The 17,077-nt window shown below is 54.8% G+C and carries 19 protein-coding genes and 1 tRNA gene; 19 read left to right on the top strand and 1 reads right to left on the bottom strand.

Translation table 11 applies throughout. From position 1 onward, the window contains the following. Window positions 1–45: 45 nt before the first annotated feature. The 19 genes from ACIPK7_RS04110 (at window position 46) to ACIPK7_RS04020 (ending at window position 16,747) form a co-directional block, all read left to right on the top strand. On the top strand, window positions 46–738 hold the full coding sequence (locus tag ACIPK7_RS04110) for an SOS response-associated peptidase (RefSeq protein WP_401085509.1): 693 nt from the start codon (window positions 46–48) through the stop codon (window positions 736–738). A 313-nt stretch (window positions 739–1,051) separates the two neighbouring features. After that, a complete protein-coding gene (locus ACIPK7_RS04105) occupies window positions 1,052–1,906 on the top strand; it encodes a restriction endonuclease (RefSeq protein WP_401085506.1) in 855 nt (284 codons plus the stop codon). Between the two features lie 87 nt (window positions 1,907–1,993). Beyond that, window positions 1,994–2,950 carry a DUF1837 domain-containing protein gene (locus tag ACIPK7_RS04100; protein ID WP_401085503.1) on the top strand — a complete coding sequence of 319 codons (957 nt, stop codon included), beginning with the start codon at window positions 1,994–1,996 and terminating at the stop codon, window positions 2,948–2,950. After that, the gene (locus ACIPK7_RS04095) at window positions 2,937–5,522 is read left to right on the top strand and encodes a DEAD/DEAH box helicase (protein WP_401085500.1); all 2,586 of its coding nucleotides are present in this window, start codon (window positions 2,937–2,939) and stop codon (window positions 5,520–5,522) included. Before ACIPK7_RS04100 ends, ACIPK7_RS04095 begins: the two co-directional genes overlap by 14 nt. 57 nt (window positions 5,523–5,579) lie before the next feature. Next, window positions 5,580–6,743, top strand: coding sequence for a PIN domain-containing protein (locus tag ACIPK7_RS04090; protein WP_401085497.1), 1,164 nt, complete (start codon window positions 5,580–5,582; stop codon window positions 6,741–6,743). Window positions 6,744–7,468: 725 nt separating this feature from the next. After that, a complete protein-coding gene (locus ACIPK7_RS04085; RefSeq protein ID WP_401085495.1) occupies window positions 7,469–7,741 on the top strand; it encodes a DNA-binding protein in 273 nt (90 codons plus the stop codon). A gap of 17 nt (window positions 7,742–7,758) precedes the next feature. Further along, a complete protein-coding gene (locus ACIPK7_RS04080; protein WP_401085492.1) occupies window positions 7,759–8,094 on the top strand; it encodes a DUF5447 family protein in 336 nt (111 codons plus the stop codon). Between the two features lie 3 nt (window positions 8,095–8,097). Next, window positions 8,098–8,325 carry a hypothetical protein gene (locus ACIPK7_RS04075; RefSeq protein ID WP_401085489.1) on the top strand — a complete coding sequence of 76 codons (228 nt, stop codon included), beginning with the start codon at window positions 8,098–8,100 and terminating at the stop codon, window positions 8,323–8,325. A 224-nt stretch (window positions 8,326–8,549) separates the two neighbouring features. Next, the gene (locus ACIPK7_RS04070; RefSeq protein ID WP_401085487.1) at window positions 8,550–8,969 is read left to right on the top strand and encodes a DNA-binding protein; all 420 of its coding nucleotides are present in this window, start codon (window positions 8,550–8,552) and stop codon (window positions 8,967–8,969) included. 98 nt (window positions 8,970–9,067) lie between these two features. After that, window positions 9,068–9,280, top strand: a complete 213-nt coding sequence (locus ACIPK7_RS04065; RefSeq protein ID WP_401085484.1) for a hypothetical protein — start codon at window positions 9,068–9,070, stop codon at window positions 9,278–9,280. Between the two features lie 13 nt (window positions 9,281–9,293). Continuing rightward, the gene (locus ACIPK7_RS04060; protein WP_138212899.1) at window positions 9,294–9,524 is read left to right on the top strand and encodes a major capsid protein; all 231 of its coding nucleotides are present in this window, start codon (window positions 9,294–9,296) and stop codon (window positions 9,522–9,524) included. A gap of 144 nt (window positions 9,525–9,668) precedes the next feature. Beyond that, the gene (locus ACIPK7_RS04055) at window positions 9,669–11,174 is read left to right on the top strand and encodes a virulence factor TspB C-terminal domain-related protein (protein WP_401085481.1); all 1,506 of its coding nucleotides are present in this window, start codon (window positions 9,669–9,671) and stop codon (window positions 11,172–11,174) included. Beyond that, the gene (locus ACIPK7_RS04050; RefSeq protein ID WP_401085479.1) at window positions 11,174–11,500 is read left to right on the top strand and encodes a DUF2523 domain-containing protein; all 327 of its coding nucleotides are present in this window, start codon (window positions 11,174–11,176) and stop codon (window positions 11,498–11,500) included. Before ACIPK7_RS04055 ends, ACIPK7_RS04050 begins: the two co-directional genes overlap by 1 nt. A gap of 12 nt (window positions 11,501–11,512) precedes the next feature. Next, entirely contained in the window at window positions 11,513–12,694 is a 1,182-nt protein-coding gene (locus tag ACIPK7_RS04045) for a zonular occludens toxin domain-containing protein (RefSeq protein WP_401085476.1), read from the top strand. Between the two features lie 141 nt (window positions 12,695–12,835). Next, the gene (locus ACIPK7_RS04040; RefSeq protein ID WP_401085473.1) at window positions 12,836–14,128 is read left to right on the top strand and encodes a hypothetical protein; all 1,293 of its coding nucleotides are present in this window, start codon (window positions 12,836–12,838) and stop codon (window positions 14,126–14,128) included. Beyond that, window positions 14,125–15,123 (top strand): tyrosine-type recombinase/integrase, encoded by a 999-nt coding sequence (locus ACIPK7_RS04035; RefSeq protein ID WP_401085470.1) that lies wholly within the window; start codon window positions 14,125–14,127, stop codon window positions 15,121–15,123. Before ACIPK7_RS04040 ends, ACIPK7_RS04035 begins: the two co-directional genes overlap by 4 nt. 26 nt (window positions 15,124–15,149) lie before the next feature. Next, window positions 15,150–15,395 carry a FitA-like ribbon-helix-helix domain-containing protein gene (locus ACIPK7_RS04030; RefSeq protein WP_401085625.1) on the top strand — a complete coding sequence of 82 codons (246 nt, stop codon included), beginning with the start codon at window positions 15,150–15,152 and terminating at the stop codon, window positions 15,393–15,395. Next, the gene (locus ACIPK7_RS04025) at window positions 15,392–15,811 is read left to right on the top strand and encodes a type II toxin-antitoxin system VapC family toxin (protein ID WP_401085468.1); all 420 of its coding nucleotides are present in this window, start codon (window positions 15,392–15,394) and stop codon (window positions 15,809–15,811) included. The genes ACIPK7_RS04030 and ACIPK7_RS04025 overlap by 4 nt, the downstream gene beginning before the upstream one ends. Before the next feature lie 99 nt (window positions 15,812–15,910). After that, entirely contained in the window at window positions 15,911–16,747 is an 837-nt protein-coding gene (locus ACIPK7_RS04020; RefSeq protein ID WP_401085465.1) for a hypothetical protein, read from the top strand. An 81-nt stretch (window positions 16,748–16,828) separates the two neighbouring features. Here ACIPK7_RS04020 and ACIPK7_RS04015 read toward each other — a convergent pair. Next, a tRNA-Met gene (locus ACIPK7_RS04015) sits at window positions 16,829–16,905 on the bottom strand. Window positions 16,906–17,077: the final 172 nt, after the last annotated feature.

The following is a 17,077-nucleotide window of genomic DNA, read 5'->3' as shown; positions in this document are numbered from 1 at the left end:
TCGCGAACTACGCTCAAAGCACCCCCTCTCCCCAAGGTGCCCGGCATGTGCGGACGCTACGTCAGCCCCGAAGAGGCCGCCATCGAACGCTACTGGCACATCGGCGCCCGCACGCCGCCGCGCTGGCTGGAAGCCTGCTACAACGTAGCCCCGACCATGACCGTGCCCATCCTGCGCCTCGACGAAAGCGGCCAACTCGAACTATTGCCCGCCCGCTGGGGCCTGATCCCCACTTGGTGGAAGCAGTCCACCCCGCCACGCTTTTCCTTCAACGCCCGCAGCGAAGAGACCTCCGGCAAACCCCTCTGGCGCCAGGCCCTGCGCAGTACCCGCTGTCTGATGCCCGCGCTGGGCTGGTACGAATGGAACGAGAAGGAAACCGTACGCAACCCTGCCGGCCGTCAGGTGCACCAGCCGTATTTCATCCACAGTCCCACCGCCCCCATCATCGCCATCGCCGGCCTCTGGTCCCTGTGGATAAATCCCAACGGCGAGCCCGTCCTTTCCTGCGCCCTGCTGACTCGATCCGCTGCGCCCAGCATCGAACACATCCACCACCGCATGCCCGTGGTTCTGGCCCCGGAGAGCTTCGAGGAGTGGTTATCTGCTGCTACGCATAGCGAAGCGCTGGGGGACTTGATTCATCATGCTTGGAAAGACTTCGTGGGCTATCGCGTATCGCTGCGGGTGAACGATGTGAGGAATGACTTGGCGGCGTTGATCGCGGAAGCCGAGTAAGGCGAGATAACTGGTTTTTCGCAGGATAAAGAAAAAGGGGATTAGCTTTCGCTAAACCCCTTTCGAGATATGGTGGCTACACCGGGACTTGAACCTGGGACATCAGCATTATGAATCGCATGAGAGCCTCCCCACGCTACCCCGAAGTCTTGTAAATCGGGCCTTTCAAAGGCGACAAAACCTCACTTCAACAGGCTTTTTCTGACAATTGGCCTTATGTAGTCACCCTAGACTCTTTACGGGTACTAGTGCCGCGCGCTAGCTTCCGTGTATGGCCTCTGGCCATGAATGGATGCGTGTTTAGGAGACTGGGATGGCTCGTCGCCGCAGAACCTCGCTCATCGAGGACCTCATAGAGATTGCCAGCCGCTTGCCTTGGTGGGTAAGCCTGCTCATTGCTCTGGGCAGTTGGTTCATTCTTCACCCTATTGCGGATAAGTCGCCGGACACCCTGAGGGGCGCGCATCAGGTGGGGCCGTTCATGGCTGACCAGATATTCCGTACTTTTGCCTTTTTCGGCCAGTTTGTGCTGCCTGCGGTATTCCTAATCGGCGCCATCGGCTCTGTGCTTGCCAAGGCTGAACGTAAGCGGTTGCGCGCAAACGTGGCGAATGCGAGAGAGTCTGGGCAAACCATAGAAGGCATCAGCTGGCGCGAGTTTGAGCAGCTGGTGGGCGAGACCTTCCGCCGCAAGGGCTTCACCGTTATCGAAAAGGGCGGCAACGGGCCGGATGGCGGCGTTGACCTCGTATTGCACTTGGGAACGGACAAGTACCTGGTTCAGTGCAAACAGTGGAAAGCCATCAAAGTTGGCGTCACGGTAATCCGCGAGTTTTTTGGTGTTATGGCTGCAGAAGGCGCGGCGGGAGGTTTCGTTGTCTCCTCGGGAAAATATACTGCAGAGGCCAAGGCGTTTGCAGAGGGGCGCAATATCCAACTGGTAGACGGATCCCTACTGAAACGATGGATTTCAACATCTTCAGAAGCTTTATCAAGTGCTTCAGAGCCCAATAAGTCAATTGATCAAATAGAGCCTCTCTGCCCCCTTTGTAGGCTGCCGATGATTATTCGAACGGCAAAGCGAGGAGGGAATGCTGGTAAGAACTTTTGGGGTTGCTCTGGATTTCCTAATTGTCGCGGAATAAGAGAGTTTTCTCGAAGCTCATAGTGAGGCTTCTATTAAGAATCTAAATGGAAAGGCTAAGATGGTTAGGCTGTTTCTTCTTACTGGCCTTTGACGATGTTGGAGGGAAGGTTGGATATCTTTCAAGATGCACTTAATGGATTGGTCAGAGGCGATGCATCTAGTCTTGAAGCATTCTTTCATGTTGTAAACGCTGAGGTTGATGTGGATGGAACATCAGCCGTATGTCACTTCCATTGTATTAATTTTGACGGAAATGGAAGGCCTAGGGTAGATGGGCTAGTAAAGCATCTAATTGGACACATGATAGATTATGCAGTTCCGCGTCGAAAGATAATAGAAGCTTTTCGGTATCAACAAGAAACAGGGTCTGCATATAAGCATAGTATGTTGCTTATAGAGGCTGTTAATCTTTTTTCTAAGTTGTCCAAGAGCGGAGAAGGCGGAGAGCTTATACTTTTTTTGCTAGCGGAGAGATTCTTAAATCTACCACAGCTAATATGTAAAATGAATCTTAAAACTAGTACAGAGATGCATTATCACGGTGCTGATGGGTTGCATGTAGGAGTTGACCCTGAGAAAAACAAGCTTTGCCTGTACTGGGGGGAGTCAAAACTTTATGAGGACGCTACTCAGGCAGTATATAGTTGTATGAAAAGCCTTGCGCCGCTTTTGCTAGGTACTGGTGGCATCGGAAGTCCGGAAGAAAGGGATCTACAGCTATTAAGCCAATACATGAATGTCGAGGATGAGAATCTCGAGTCTGCGTTAAAACGATTTTTAGATCCAGATAGTCCGGATTTTAATAAGGTTGAGTTTCGAGGTTTGTGTTTAGTAGGTTTTGACTCCAAAGATTACCCGGATGGACCCAATATTAAGTCTGTAGAGCAAATAAAAGAGTTGCTACAGGCCCAAGTTGCTGGCTGGAAGAAGTCTGTTGGGAAACGCATCACGGCTGAAAATATCGGTGGATTTGCTGTTCATGTCTTCATGCTGCCGTTTCCTTCTGTCGAGAAGTTTAGAATCTCATTGAAATCTGCTTTGGGGATTACAGATGGCGATGCGTGAACTGCCGGGTTGGCTGATTAAGAATGAAGGGTTCAGGCGACAGTTAAAAAACCTTACTGCTCAGTCCGTAGCAAGACAGTTCCCTTCTCTAGTAACTGATAGTGGATCATGGACAGAGAAGGTTGATACATCCTATATGCTGACCTGCGCTAGCGTCTTGTCTCATTCTGATGATGGCGTATGCCAGGACGCCGCGTTGCGCATAGCTCAATATTGTTTGGAAAGTAGTGATGTATCGCCTGAGCGGAAGGATGGCGCACTTTTGGTCTTGGATTCGTTAGTTAACAAGGCTGCAATTGATCTGGCTGTAAAACGTGGGATGGTTGACAATGAATATCAGGATAGATTTCCGATTGTGGCGCAGGTCGACGCTAATCGTCGAAAACTTCAATATACTTTGGGCCTTTCTGATCAGCGGGAAATTTTAGTAAATAAATTCCAGTTTGATTTTTGGGGGCTGGCTGAGCAGAAGTCATGGCTTAGTGTGTCTGCGCCAACCTCCGTAGGGAAATCATTCATTCTAGAAGCTTGGATAGAAGAGTTTGTCTCTCTGCGTGGGAATACTGCTGTAATATATTTGGTTCCAACTAGGGCACTTATTACCCAAGTGGAGCGCGACTTAAAAACAGCCTTTGCTGGCAAGATCGGCGTGAATATATCTTCTATTCCGCTTGCAAGGTCTTTGGTTGAAGATAAGCATAATATATTTGTTTTTACGCCTGAGCGATTCCATATTTTTAATAATTCCCTGTCTCGCCCTTTGCGTGTGGATCTCCTTTTGGTAGATGAAGCGCATAAAATTGGTGATGGGTATAGAGGTGTTTCACTGCAGAAGTCGATAGAGATGGCTAGTATTTCTAGTCCAAGTATTCAGGTCGTGTTTGCTAGCCCGTTTACATCTAATCCGGAGGTATTAGTTGAAGATGCTCCGCATGGTAAATCTGGTGTTTTGATTAGCAACTCTGTGACGGTGAATCAGAACTTAATTTGGGTCTCTCAGAAACCTAGATTTCCCAAGCAGTGGGGGTTGTCTTTATGTTTGCCTGAAGAAGTTGTTTTTCTGGGGGGCTTCTCTCTTGAGAATACGCCTGCTCCTGATAGTAAAAGGCTACCTTTTGTAGCACTAGCTCTCTCACAGGGTAAGCCTGGGAATATAGTTTATGTGAATGGCGCAGCAGATGCAGAAAAGGCCGCGCTTCAGTTATACGATGCTATTGGAGTTGATCAGGCTCAGGATTCAGAGGTTGAAGCACTTATTGAGCTTTGCGAGAAGACAATACATAAAAGGTTTTTGCTTAATCGCGTTTTAAGAAGAGGTATAGCTTTTCATTATGGGAATATACCGCTATTGGTTAAGACGGAGATTGAGCGGTTATTTAGTTTGAATAAGATTAGTTTTCTTGTTTGTACATCAACCCTTGTTGAAGGGGTAAATATGTCGTGCAAGAATATATTTATGCGTGGGCCGAAAAAAGGTAGTCGAAAGCTCATGGGGGCTGAAGACTTTTGGAACCTGGCCGGGAGAGCTGGTCGGTGGGGGCGGGAGTTTCAGGGGAACATATTTTGCGTCGATGCTGACAATTCGGCACTTTGGATGGATGGGGCTCCGCCTCGTAATAAGAGGAATGTTTATATCTCCAGAACTACCGATAAAGTAGTTGCGGATGTAACCGCTCTTGTTGATTTTATTCTTGCTCCTGATCATCGGGAAAAATGCTCGACCAATCCAGAGTTCGAGCATGTGTATAATTATTTGTCGGCAACATACGTCCAGTTTGGTTCTCTTAGAGAGAGCCCATTTATGAAACGATTCCCTTTGGATTCAGTGAATCTACTTGAGGCGACTGTAGGCTTGTCTTTGGAGTCTGTGGAAGTTCCTGGGGATATAATAGTTAGAAATCCAGGAATCAGTCCGCTGTTGATGCAGGAACTTCTTCTAAGATTCTCTAGGCCATCAGAAAAGGCGCCAGATCGTTTTTTGCTTTCTGATCCAAGTAGTGATGATGCGCTTGACTCTTACGTTTCGGCTTTCTCGAGGATCGCCAGCCATCTAAGTCCTAAACTGGGTTTTAGCCCACGGCACTGCTATGTTCTTGCGTTGCTAGTGGTTAGATGGATGCGCGGATATCCGCTATCGCGATTGATAGCGGAGAGGATTAGTCATTTCTCACGTAAATCAATTAAATTTCAAGATGCTAATGTTATCCGGGATGTGATGGCTGATGTTGAGGAAGTCGCCAGGTATCACGCGCCGCGCTTGTTATCTTGTTATAATGATGTTTTAAAGTATTTTTTAATTAGAGAGGGCCTACTTGAACTCTCCGAGCAAGTTAACGATGTTGGGGTTTTTCTTGAGTTGGGGTTGAGTCAGCAAACCCAGATTTCGCTAGTTAGTTTAGGACTTTCTAGAACCGCCGCCGTTATGTTGTCGGAGTTTGTAGCCGGTGACAGTTTAAGTGAGGCCGAATGTTTGGCTTGGCTAAGAGAGTATGAGTGGAGGCGTGAGAGCTTTCCAGAGTTGGTTAAGTCTGAGATTCAGAGGGTTATAGATTTTGCTATTTTTACAGGATAATTGCGATTATTTGGTACGGTATTTTAAAGGGCGATGCGCCGTCATTTTAGGAATTGTATGAAAATAACTCTAGATACTAATGCTCTGCACCAGGAAGGCTATTCTTCTCAGAATATGCAGGTGTTGTCTAGGCTGTCTGCATCGGGTGAAGTGGAGGTGCTAGTTTCTGAGTTGGTACTGCGAGAGTATGATTCCAAACGGTGTCTTGAAACAGATTCTAAGTTTAGAAGTGTTCTCGATACTTTTTCTGATATTAAAAAGCTGTTGTTGAAGTCAGGCGTTGACGAAGGGGTTTTGAAGAGGTTTGAAGAGGTTGAGGGAAAGATAGAAGGAGCTAGGTCTGAGGTTTTGAGTTCTATTGCAAAATCTACTTCTATTTGGAGAGAGAATAGCCGGATCAAAGTCCTTGAGCTTTCTGCCGAGGGAATGGGTAAGGTTTGGATGCACTACTTTAGTGGTGAGGGTGCATTTAGAAAACCTAAGCATCGCGAAGATATTCCTGATGCTGCGATAAGTCAGTGCATTTTAGAGGCATTTAATCCTGAAATTGGGCTGACGGTTATTTGTAGAGATGGTCAGTTGAAGCGGTATTTAGGCGGTGCTAACGGCTTAGTTCTCTGCGATGAGCTTTCAGAGTTTATTGCAAAGGATGAGGTGCAGAACATTCTGCGTCGATTGGACTCGCAAGATGCTAACATAGAGTCTATTAAAAGATCTCTCAAAGCCGATAGCTTCCAGGAAGCGGTTATGCGCTATATCTCTCAAGGTGAGTCTGATCTTTACTATGTATGCTGGAAGAATGATGAGGTAGAGGGGTACCATAGGCTTCCTTTGCCATTAGCTGGTGGTATAAGAGTTGACGGGCCAGATGTTGAGTCTGTCGATAATATTGTTTTTGGCGCAGTTACCTGTATCGCTCCTAAACATTTTGTAATTCCCTTGGAGTTTACTGCGGATGTTCCAGTTAGCTTTGCTGCAATGTATTTTGAATGGCTTCAACTGCCACAGCATCAAAGAGATGAATATGACTTTGACTCGATGAACGGCGACGGGGTATGCGAAGTCTCTGTTGTAATGCCTGCGCGGGTGTTGGGGCAGGTCGTAGTGTGCTTATTGCAGGATATGACACCTGAAGTGGTTGAGACGCAGGCAGGTTTTATGGGGCATGAAAACTGTCTTCTAGATATCGAGTACGTCGGAAGTAAGATTGTTTTAATGTAGTCCAGTACTTGAGACTTTCTCTTCTTATCTGGTTCTGGACTATTTTGGATGTCGCATGAAGGGTGTGGCTCTAAGTTTGCAGGGCGCGTTAGGGCATTTTCTAACTTAGATCTTCACGTTTAATTACATCCGTGTTGTCTAAGATGGCTTGATAATTGATGTGTCGAATCAGCTAGACGTCAAGCTGATTGCATCCAGTGCCAATAAGAAAATACTGAAAAGTGAAGCCCTGCGCCTATTCTGTGATCATGCTCATCGCCTGTTCTAATCTATGTAAGCCTTTGCCTCACCTCTTCCTAACGGATTTCTCTCGGGCAAACCAACGCTTAGCGACCTTTTCGGTTATCTCTATCCCGCGTCTCGTCCGGCCAAGTTTCGGTGGGCCTCATCGTATTCAGGGCTAGTTTGGCCGCTTTCGGGCGCGATCTCTCCAGTCACAAGCCATAGAGCGTACCGGGGAAAAAGGGCTATCACGGCCTCGATCTCGGCATCTGTAATGCGTGCCTTTCCATTGCGCACGTTTCCCCACCGGTAACGATCAATACCCGTTTCCTTCTCGAACCAGACGCTTGTCCGCTCCTTGTTGAACAAGGTTATAAGGCGGTCTTTTATCATGCCTAAATATTCTACTTAGTAGATTGTACTTAGTAACAATCTAGATGTATGGTTTGCCTTACTTAGTAGATACTACTCAGTAAGTGCGATTTTTATTATAGGGCAAAACCATGGAAGAGTCTGGAATAGTGGGGTTCACCGTCACGGGGGCGATGGAAAAGGTCACGGACTTCCGTACCGCTCCGTTCTGCTCCCAGGCGGTATTCGCTCAGATGCTGGGCCTGGAGGACATCACAGAAGACGTGGTACGCGGCTGGGTCGAAACCAAGACCATCCCGACCGCCAAAATCGGCCGCCGCCGCGTCATCAATCTTCACAAAATCCGCCGCGACCTCGACCGGGGTAAGTCGATCTTCTGCCAAGGGGATTACGACGATGAGTAACCGGGGAGGGCTGCTCCGTGATTCCGCTCAACCGCTATCGGCACCAACCGCACGCCCCGGACTGCGACTGCTCTGTCTGCTGGTCCCGTCGCGAACTGGCGAAGCCCGATCCCTCCCAGTCCATACGCTGCATCGAGTGCCGCCCTACACGAGTCTTCACGGTCGTTACTACGATGGCGCTGGTCGCGGGAGTGTGGCGCTCGATCCACTCGACGTACCGGGTGGAACCGGGTTTTACCTGCGCGAAACACATGCCCGCGCTCCGTCCGCCGAAGTACTGGCACGTTGTGTACGACAGCGGCAAACCGACACCCTTCGTGCCGATCCGCGAACCCTTCGAGTTGGAGGCCTGAGCCATGCAAACTGACGCCGCCTTCAGCCTTACCTTGCTGTTCGCTCTTCTTACCTGTGTTGGCTTTCCGCTGATGTGCGTGGCCCACGAAATTTCGAAGTGGGCCGACCGCCACAGCCGCACCCAGGCCAATCAGGTCCAGGGCCGCCGCACCGGCTTGTCCGAACGCGCTTTCCCGTTCGGACAAACGGAGCGCCGGGCGAAGCGCACCCTTGACCGTCCCCCGCCCTGAATAGCCTCCGCTCGGGAGTGAGGGGCAGCTTCACCGCCCCGCGCTCCTGAGCCCTCGGCGGCGAGAGCGGGATGACAAGGGCAGAGCCCTTTGTGTTGACCCCACTCACCGCCAGCACCACCGCAAAACCCAGGCACCACCACACCCGCTGAATGACGGCCACCAACGCGCCTAATTTGCAGCAGCGGGCCAACTCATGCCCGAAAAAGGCAAAGGAGCTTCAGATGAATATGTTTGCAACCACTGGCGGCGTAGTCGAACTCTGGGTCACCAAGACCGACACCTACACCTCCACCAAGTCCGGCGAGATTTTCGCCAGTGTCCAGGCCATTTCCCCGATCCCGGAAACCGCTCGTGGCAACGCCAAGGGCTTCGAGATCAGCGAATACAACGTTGAACCGACCTTACTGGACTCCATCGTCTTCGAAGGCGCTCCGGTGCTCTGCAAGTTCGCCAGCGTCGTCCGCCCGACCCAGGACCGTTTCGGTCGCACCACCAATACCCAGGTGCTGACCGAGCTGCTGGCCGTGGGCAAAGAAGCCAGCGCGCCGACTCCGGCAGCCCGTCCCGCTGCTCAGCCGCAAGCCCAACGCCCGACTCAACAGCCCGCCGCCGAGAAATCCGGCGACTCGGCCAAGAGCTAATTCGGGAGCGCTGCCATGACTAAGTACCTCTCCCTGTTCGTCGTGGGCCTTGCCACTGGCTACCTGTGGGGCTGGGTCGATGGCGTGGCGCGCTTCCTATGAATTTCCTCGCCTGTGACGGCAACTGGGCGGTCAGCGCCGATGGCTCTGCCATTTGCACCGGAGTCCTGCACGTCGTCACCAGCGAGGAAATGCAGAGCGAGTTCGGCTCTGCACTCACCTGGGATCAGGTCGCGGAACTGCGTGGCGAAGTCCTCGCGCTGTTCTGCATCGCCTTCGGCTTCCTGGTCCTGAAACGACTGCTCAAGTAGCGAGGTAATCCCCATGAAACAGCTCAAGACCCACCTGCAAAACAGTGCTTCGGCATTCGGTCGCAAGGCCGCTGCTGTCGGCGCCCTGACCCTCGGCGCCGCTGGTGCCGCCATGGCCGCTGTACCGGCTGACGCCACTGCCGCGCTGACCACGGCCGGCGACGACACCAACACCATCGGTTGGGCCGTCTTCGCCGTGCTGGTCGCCGCCGCGGCGTTCAAGTACATGCGCCGCGCCCTGTAAGCCCACCCGGCCTAACAGCCGAAGCACCGAACCCCGCTCCGGCGGGGTTCTTTCTTCTGGAGTCCGAACAATGTCCGTTCAATGGTTCGTCCTCATCGTCACCACCGTGGCCTTCGCCGTGGTCCTGTTCGGGCGGGTGTGACCATGGTCCGTTATCTCGCACTGCTGCTGGCTCTGATCACCGGTCCCGCCCTCGCCACCGAACGAGTAAAGGTCGATCCCTTCATCAAGGCCGGCCCCGGCTACAGCGCCGCCAATGGCTCGATCACCGGCTACGTGCCGTCCAAGTCCAACGCCGACCTTCTGCTCGAAGCCGAGCGCAAGGGATGGATGGGCACCTCTGCTGCTAAGACCCCGGTCACCGTCAAACCCAAGGTCACCGTGCCGGTCAGTGGCATCGGCTCGAAGCTCAAGGCCGGCCTCAAGACCAATGCCGGGCAATTGGCGATGAGTGCCGCCATTTCCGGTGCTATCGCGGCGGTGGGCTGGGTGATGTCGGACGACAACACCAAGCTGCAAAAGAAACAGGAGTCGGTCGACGGCATCCCGGTGTCAGGCAGTGGCACCGGCTCCGTCGATGCTTGTTCGTACCCCGCTGCCGAAGTCCTCAACAAGATCAAGGTCGTGACCAGTGGCGGCGTGACCTACGCCATCGGCGCATGGCCGTCCGGAGCCACGCCCGGCGATGGGATTCCATCGGGCTACACGCTCGTCAACAACTGCACCAACACCAAGTTGGGCTACGACTGGAACAAGACCACCGGCTACTGGCCGTCCTCCGCCACGCGGACTATCTCCATCGATGAAGTTCAGTCCGTGAAGATGGACCTCACCGACTCCGACCTGAACCAGCTGGACCCGTGGGTGAGCGCGCAAACGGCTCCATTCCTGCGCGACCTGCTGAAAGCCACCTGCGAGGGGTCGCTGGCTCCGCAGGCTTGCTACGACGACCTGCAGAAGCAATCGAAAGCGATCATCACCGGCCCGGCCTCCGTCCAGGGGCCGAAGCAAACCACAACCGGCACCTACAACCGCCCGGACGGCACCCTCGGCAATACCTCCACCACGACCAACACCACCTACAACATCCGCTACGGCGATTCGTACTTCGACTACGACACCGTCACCACCACCACGACCTATCAGGACGGCCAGAAGACCGGCGAGCAAACCACCTCGGATGAAGGTGAGCCGCAGGAAAAGCCCGACGAAGAGAAGGACAAGGAGGAAGAGGAAAAGCCCGAACGCCTTGCCTCCGGCGAGCCTTGCGACGTGCCGCTGTCCTGCTCCGGCGACGCCATCGATTGCGCAGTCCTGACCCAGGAAAAAGCCCTGCGCTGCGCCTACGAAAAGCAGAGCGACTACGAGAAGCATGAGGCCGACATCAAGGCCGCCGTCACCGGTGCCAAGTTCGAAATGGACGACAGCACCGAGATTCAGATTCCTTCCTTCATCAACCAGGGCACGCGCTTTCTCCCCGCCTCCTGCCCGGCTGACAAGACCTTCTCCCTCAGAACCAACGGCGGCCGCACCTTCGCCGTGACCTACGAGCCGCTCTGCGCGGCTGCCACTGACCTTGGCTACCTGATCGTCATTGCGGTCGGGGCTTTCTGCGTCCTCTACGTCGGGCGCTCTTTAGGAGGTGAATGATGCAATACGCCTTTATCGTCCAGATGCTCCTGATCATCGCCGTGCCCATCGTGAAGATGGTCCTGCGCGCCATCGGCTTTGCGGTCGTCAGCTACGTCGGCTTCAACCTGCTGATCGACATGGCGCGCAGTTACCTGATGTCGCAGATGGGCAGCGTCGCCGTACCGATCCAGCAGATCCTTGGCCTCGCGAAGATCGATGTGGCGATCAACATGTACCTCGCCGCCGTCACCACCCGCGCGCTCATGGCGGGCTGGCTCAAGGCTCAGGACCGGTTGCGTCGGCAGGTGTGGAACCCGCCGGGCCGCGACTACATCGACGCCTAAGGGAGACCGGTCATGCTCTATATCCGCACCGGTAAGCCCGGCCACGGCAAAACCCTCAACACCATCCGCGAAGTCGACGCCAAGGCCAAAGCCGAAGGCCGCATCGTCTACTTCCACAACGTCGCCGGCCTCAAGCCCGAAAAACTCGAAGCGGCCTGGTTCGAGTTCGAAGACCCGTTCAAATGGTACGAGTTGCCCCAGGACGCGATCATCGTGGTGGATGAGGCCCAGGGCTGGTTTGGTGCCCGCGACCCGCGCAATCGCCCGCCGGAGCACATTACCCGCTTCGAAACCATGCGCCACCAAGGCCACGAAGTGCATCTGGTGACCCAGGATCCGCGCTATATCGACGTGCACCTGCGCCGCTTGTGCAACGGACATATTCACTACTGGCGGGTCTTCAAGAGCCAGCAATTGCTGCGCTTCGAATCTGAGGCGGTCATCGAGGCGGTCGAGAAAAAGACCAGCTTCAAGGACGCCGACAAGACCGTCATCAAGCTCGATAAGAAGTACTTCGGGGTCTACACCAGCACCCAGGCGCAGCACCACTTCAAGTTCAAGCCGCCGAAGAAAATGATTCTCGCGCTGGCGGTGATCATCGGCGCCGGCTTCATGGTGTATCGCGCCTTCGAGCGCTACCAGCAGGGCAGCAAGCCGGCAGAAGCGGCGGCGACCACCACCGCACCGAAGGACCAGCCCGGCATGGTCGATCAGGCGAAGTCGATGGTGGGCTCGCTGATCAGCCCCAGCGGCGGCGACGCCCCGAAGGCCGTCACTCCTGAGCAGTACATCGAGCAGCGAAAACCCCGCATCGCGGATCTACCTGCGTCGGCCCCGGTGTACGACCAGCTCAACACCCCGGTCAGCAAACCGCGCATCTACTGCCTGTCCACCAGTGATCCCAGGCTGGTGGAGCGCCGGCCGCCGGAGACGGTGAAGGACGGCCAGTCGTGCCAGTGCTACACGCAGCAGGCGACCAAGTTCGCCACCAGCTTCGAGTTCTGCATCAGCGTGGCGCGTAATGGCTATTTCGATCCCACCTTGCCCGACCGAGGCACCGGCCCTGACGCGCGCATGGCGCAGCCGTCACCTCCGCCCCCGATCTACCCGAGCGCTCAGCCAGCGGCCAGCAATGAGCCCAGCGGGCCTACGGTGACGGTCATCCCCTATGAGAAGGGCAGATTCCTGTGGTGAGCCCGCCAGGGCCGTTTTGCGGTTTGAGCCGACGCAGGAGGCCACCCGCAAACGGCCCGGCGGGGCGGGCCGACGACCCTGTAACACGTCGTATAGCTAACGAGTAAGCACCTCAATAAACCTCATTGAAGGTACGAAAGAATGAAAAAGGCAGTTCACCCCCTCCGCCTGATCCTCAAGGAGACCGGGGATTTTTATGAGTCGTCCGAAGGACGGATTTTCATGGACCCGAGCAACGGCAGATTCGCCGACCTGTCGGGTGTGCGCCTGCTTCGCTGTGGCGTCGATACGGTCCGACAGCTGTACAACGGCATGATCCGCCCGGAAGTGATGGCGCTGTTCGATGAGCCCGAGGATCTCGTCAACTTCGCCGGATACAAGTGGGCCAAAGGCCGCATCGGTCGCGACTCGGGCTACCAGTACCGGCTACAGAACGCCGACATGGGTCTGATCCTGCTGATCAAGAACCACAACGTGAAGCTCGAAAACATCGGCCCGCACCTCAAGATCGAAGTATCCCCGCACGCCCTGGATGGTGCCGATCCGAAGATCCTGCAGGGCGTAATGGATGACCTGGCCGCCGGCGTTCTCTCGGCCTGTGAGGTGAACCAGTGCGCCGTCCATATCGCCCTCGACGTACAGGGCTGGAGCCCGCCAGCCGATTTCGTGGATCGCATGCATTGCCGGTCCCGGCGTGTACGCCAGATCAGCGGCATCGACCGCATCGAGTACGACGGCAACGCCTCGGTCTATGGGCGTGGTGAGACCTTCATGTTCGGTTCGGCCAACGGCCTGCAGATGTGCCTCTACAACAAGACGCTGCAGGCGAGAGCGACCGACAAACTCGACTATTGGGAGTCGGTGTGGGCATCCCTGAACGGTGATCCCTTCGGCGATGGTGAACCCGCCTTCAACCCGCTGGAAACGGTGTGGCGTATCGAATTCCGCTTCCACCATTCCATCGTCCAGCAGTTCTCCGAAGGCTCCACCATGTCCTCTGGCGAGGTGATCGGCTGCCGTACCTATGAGGGGCTCTGCCCGCACCTGCAAGGCCTCTGGCAGTACGCCTGCGACAACTACAAGCTTATTTCCCGGGAAGGGATCTTCGATGCCTTCTGGTCGCTGATCAGCCTCGACACCAAGGTCCAGGTGGAAGCGGATCCACTCATTGAACGCACCGAGTACCGCCGCTACTACAAGACCGCTCAGGGCTTCTCCGGCAAGAACTGCGAGATGTTCCTGGGTCAGTTCGCCAGCCTGATCGCACGGGAGCGCATCCCGCCAAAAAAAGCCTTAGAGGTCGGGCGTACTTTGCCCTTTTGGCACGTGATCGAAGATCACTACACCGCCAAGGGCTACAGCACTCGCGACCTCGAAAAGCACGTCATTGGACTCATAAATGATCGCTACATCCGGCGTGGCTACGCGATATGACCGCGCGCAAGGATGGGAAGACGTGGACGGCTGACTTCTACGAGAACGGTCGCTCCGGTCGCCGGATCCGCAAGAAGGGCTTCGCCACCAAGTCCGCAGCCATTCGCTACGAGCAGGACTTCTTCACCGTCCTGGGCGAGACTGGCCGCCCACTGGATGATCGTCTCTCGGATCTGGTGAAGGTCTGGTACGACCTCCACGGATGCACCCTGAAAGACGGCAAACAGCGCCTCGCTCGTTGCCAAGCATTGGCCGAACGCCTCGGCGATCCACAGGCCTTCGAGTTCGATTCGCTCGCGTGGGCACGCTACCGGCAACGCCGTCTGACCGAAGTGAAGCCGGAGACGGTCAACCATGAACAGCGCTACCTGTCGGCCATCTTCTCCGAGCTGATCCGCCTCGGTTCATGGCACAAGGCGAACCCGCTTGCCAACGTCCGGCAGATCAAGACCGATCAGGTCGAGCTGACCTTCCTCACCCTGGATCAGGTCGCCCAGCTCCTCGAGGAGTGCAAGGCCAGCACGAACAACCACACGTACCCGGTCGCTCTCCTGTGCCTCGCTACAGGTGCCCGCTGGGAAGAGGCTGAAAGCATCGCCCGTGGGGCTGTGCATGGGGGAAAGGTCCACTATCACCGGACCAAGAACCGCCAGAGTCGCTCAGTGCCGATCCCGGCCGAGCTGGAGCAGCTGATGTTCAAGGTGGGCATGCCGGGCACCGGCCGCCTGTTCATGTCCTGCCGCGCCGCCTTCCGTTGCGCCTATGAGCGCTGTGGATTCCAGACGCCGGGGCAGCTCACCCACATCCTCCGCCACACCTTCGCGAGCCATTACATGATGGGAGGAGGGGACATCCTCACGCTGCAGCGGATCCTAGGGCACTCGTCGATCACGATGACGATGCGGTACGCGCACCTGTCGCCGGAGCATCTGGAATCAGCCATGCGTCTATCACCGCTCGCACAGCTCGGGCAATCTCCCGTATGCTGTCAATGATTTCATTGATTGCGTTGGGGGATTTCATGGCCAGCATCACGATTAGAAACCTAGACGAAGACCTCAAGGCCAAGCTTCGCGTGGCCGCTGCAAACCATGGCCGCTCCATGGAAGAAGAAGTTCGCGTGATCCTTGCGCAGGCTCTCTCTCGGGATGAGAAGAAGGGGGGCTTGGGGAGCCGGATTCACGCCCGCTTTGCGTCGGTTGGCGGGGCTGATATTGAGCTGCCCGCTCGCAACACTAAGGCTCGGGCTGCGGACTTCGACGAATGATCCTGCTCGACACCAATGTCCTGTCAGAGTTAATGCGGGCCAAACCGGATCCGGCTGTGGTTGCTTGGATCGATGCTCAACCCGCCCAGGATTTGCTGACCAGCTCGATCACTGTGGCAGAGATCCTCTATGGCATAGCCAGGATGCCGAAGGGGAAGCGCAGACAAGCTCTGCAGGATCTGGCCATTGCAATGTTCGAAGAGGACTTCGGCGGCAGGATCCTGCCCTTCGATGCGGATGCCGCTGTTCATTACGCTGAACTGGCCGCAGAGAGCGAGGCAAAAGGAAAAATTGCTGATATGGCTGATGGACAGATTGCTGCAATTGCCAAGTTACACGGAGTCAAGATCGCTACACGGAATGTCCGTCACTTTGAAAGCTTTGGTGTTCCCTTGGTTAATCCTTGGTTAGGTTGAGCTGATATCCGGCGGTGTCGCTCGTTTATCTGCGGTGATTAGTGGCCCCACCTGATTTGGAATATCATCCTGCCATTATTCGCTTGAAGGGATACGGGCGTGGATTTTCTGGGAGGCCTATTTGGCGCTGTAAAGCTGCTGCGAGAGGGAGTGGCATATGTACTTGAACGCCGCGACTCATTTCATCAACAGGCTGCGCGAGTAATCGCTGCTTTCAAAGCTCATGGCCTTGCGCCTAACGTGGCTGCAGACCTAATGGAGGAGGGGCTGATTGAGGACCCATCGGTTTTCGAACGTCCGAAGGATCTCAAGCCTCATCTCAGAAGGATTACCCCTTGGGCCGCTGAACTACTCCAACTAGATCCTGCGTGGTTCAAAGGAAGGACATCCAGGGCGCATAAGGATATCGACGACTTACAAGAGTTCCTTCTGTCGAAGACCTTCAAGGAGTCTACGACTGAGCGATTCGATATCTATGTGTTCAAGACAGATGACTCCCCGATCCATCAGAGCAAGGGCGATTTTTGCGTCATTCTGGAAGAGTGCTTTACCCATCTGGATGATGAGGAGTTCGACGGTGTTTACCGCTACTACTACCTCACCCACGGTGCTCACTTTGAGCATTACAAGTGCTTCCTGCAGCTGATGAGCATTGCTGCAGTTGCGCATCTACACTCGATCCCGATTTGGGGGCGAGTAATGTCCTCAGAGCGACTTTCAAAGCTTGATCAGGGGGCTGGTCTGATTCCCGATCTGTGGCGGGATAAGGTGGGTAAGAGCTGGTACGTAGAGGACGCGATCTGGACTAGCCTTGGAGCGCCGGCAGAATGGGTTCTAAAACGGCGGCCGGATCTGGATGATTACTTGCGAAGGATCGGCCGGAATGACGTGCTCGAAAAACTCGTCGAAAGCAGACCTCGGCTCGAGGGAGGCTGACCGTAGGCAGGGTGTAGTCACTTCGTAGTCACTACCCCAGAAAGCACAAAGGGCTAGCTTTCGCTAACCCTTTGTTTTGTATGGTGGCTACACCGGGACTTGAACCTGGGACATCAGCATTATGAATGCTGCGCTCTAACCGACTGAGCTATGTAGCCGAGTGGCGCGCATTTTCCGCAGATCGAGGGGGGGTGTCAACCCCTTTTCTTGAATATTATTCTGATCTATCAATCGTTTAGCCGGTCGCGCGAGGTTTTCGCGATGAGCGGCGGGTTAGGGCGCCCATGAAAAAAGCCCCGGCGGGTGGCCGGGGCTTTTTCGGGTCTAGCG

Origin of the sequence: Pseudomonas sp. NPDC086581 (genome assembly GCF_044746165.1) — a bacterium.
Classification (GTDB): Bacteria; Pseudomonadota; Gammaproteobacteria; order Pseudomonadales; family Pseudomonadaceae; genus Pseudomonas.
The sequence above is the reverse complement of the archived record's forward strand: the minus strand, read 5'-3'. Positions and strand labels throughout refer to the sequence as shown.

What these genes read in the sequence shown, in the direction of transcription:
- ACIPK7_RS04045 (WP_401085476.1), top strand. Translation starts at nt 11,513, where the DNA reads ATGCTCTATATCCGCACCGGTAAGCCCGGCCACGGCAAAACCCTCAAC.
- ACIPK7_RS04030 (WP_401085625.1), top strand. Translation starts at nt 15,150, where the DNA reads ATGGCCAGCATCACGATTAGAAACCTAGACGAAGACCTCAAGGCCAAG.
- ACIPK7_RS04110 (WP_401085509.1), top strand. Translation starts at nt 46, where the DNA reads ATGTGCGGACGCTACGTCAGCCCCGAAGAGGCCGCCATCGAACGCTAC.
- ACIPK7_RS04050 (WP_401085479.1), top strand. Translation starts at nt 11,174, where the DNA reads ATGCAATACGCCTTTATCGTCCAGATGCTCCTGATCATCGCCGTGCCC.
- ACIPK7_RS04085 (WP_401085495.1), top strand. Translation starts at nt 7,469, where the DNA reads ATGGAAGAGTCTGGAATAGTGGGGTTCACCGTCACGGGGGCGATGGAA.
- ACIPK7_RS04095 (WP_401085500.1), top strand. Translation starts at nt 2,937, where the DNA reads ATGGCGATGCGTGAACTGCCGGGTTGGCTGATTAAGAATGAAGGGTTC.
- ACIPK7_RS04090 (WP_401085497.1), top strand. Translation starts at nt 5,580, where the DNA reads ATGAAAATAACTCTAGATACTAATGCTCTGCACCAGGAAGGCTATTCT.
- ACIPK7_RS04025 (WP_401085468.1), top strand. Translation starts at nt 15,392, where the DNA reads ATGATCCTGCTCGACACCAATGTCCTGTCAGAGTTAATGCGGGCCAAA.
- ACIPK7_RS04105 (WP_401085506.1), top strand. Translation starts at nt 1,052, where the DNA reads ATGGCTCGTCGCCGCAGAACCTCGCTCATCGAGGACCTCATAGAGATT.
- ACIPK7_RS04075 (WP_401085489.1), top strand. Translation starts at nt 8,098, where the DNA reads ATGCAAACTGACGCCGCCTTCAGCCTTACCTTGCTGTTCGCTCTTCTT.
- ACIPK7_RS04065 (WP_401085484.1), top strand. Translation starts at nt 9,068, where the DNA reads ATGAATTTCCTCGCCTGTGACGGCAACTGGGCGGTCAGCGCCGATGGC.
- ACIPK7_RS04060 (WP_138212899.1), top strand. Translation starts at nt 9,294, where the DNA reads ATGAAACAGCTCAAGACCCACCTGCAAAACAGTGCTTCGGCATTCGGT.
- ACIPK7_RS04055 (WP_401085481.1), top strand. Translation starts at nt 9,669, where the DNA reads ATGGTCCGTTATCTCGCACTGCTGCTGGCTCTGATCACCGGTCCCGCC.
- ACIPK7_RS04070 (WP_401085487.1), top strand. Translation starts at nt 8,550, where the DNA reads ATGAATATGTTTGCAACCACTGGCGGCGTAGTCGAACTCTGGGTCACC.
- ACIPK7_RS04035 (WP_401085470.1), top strand. Translation starts at nt 14,125, where the DNA reads ATGACCGCGCGCAAGGATGGGAAGACGTGGACGGCTGACTTCTACGAG.
- ACIPK7_RS04040 (WP_401085473.1), top strand. Translation starts at nt 12,836, where the DNA reads ATGAAAAAGGCAGTTCACCCCCTCCGCCTGATCCTCAAGGAGACCGGG.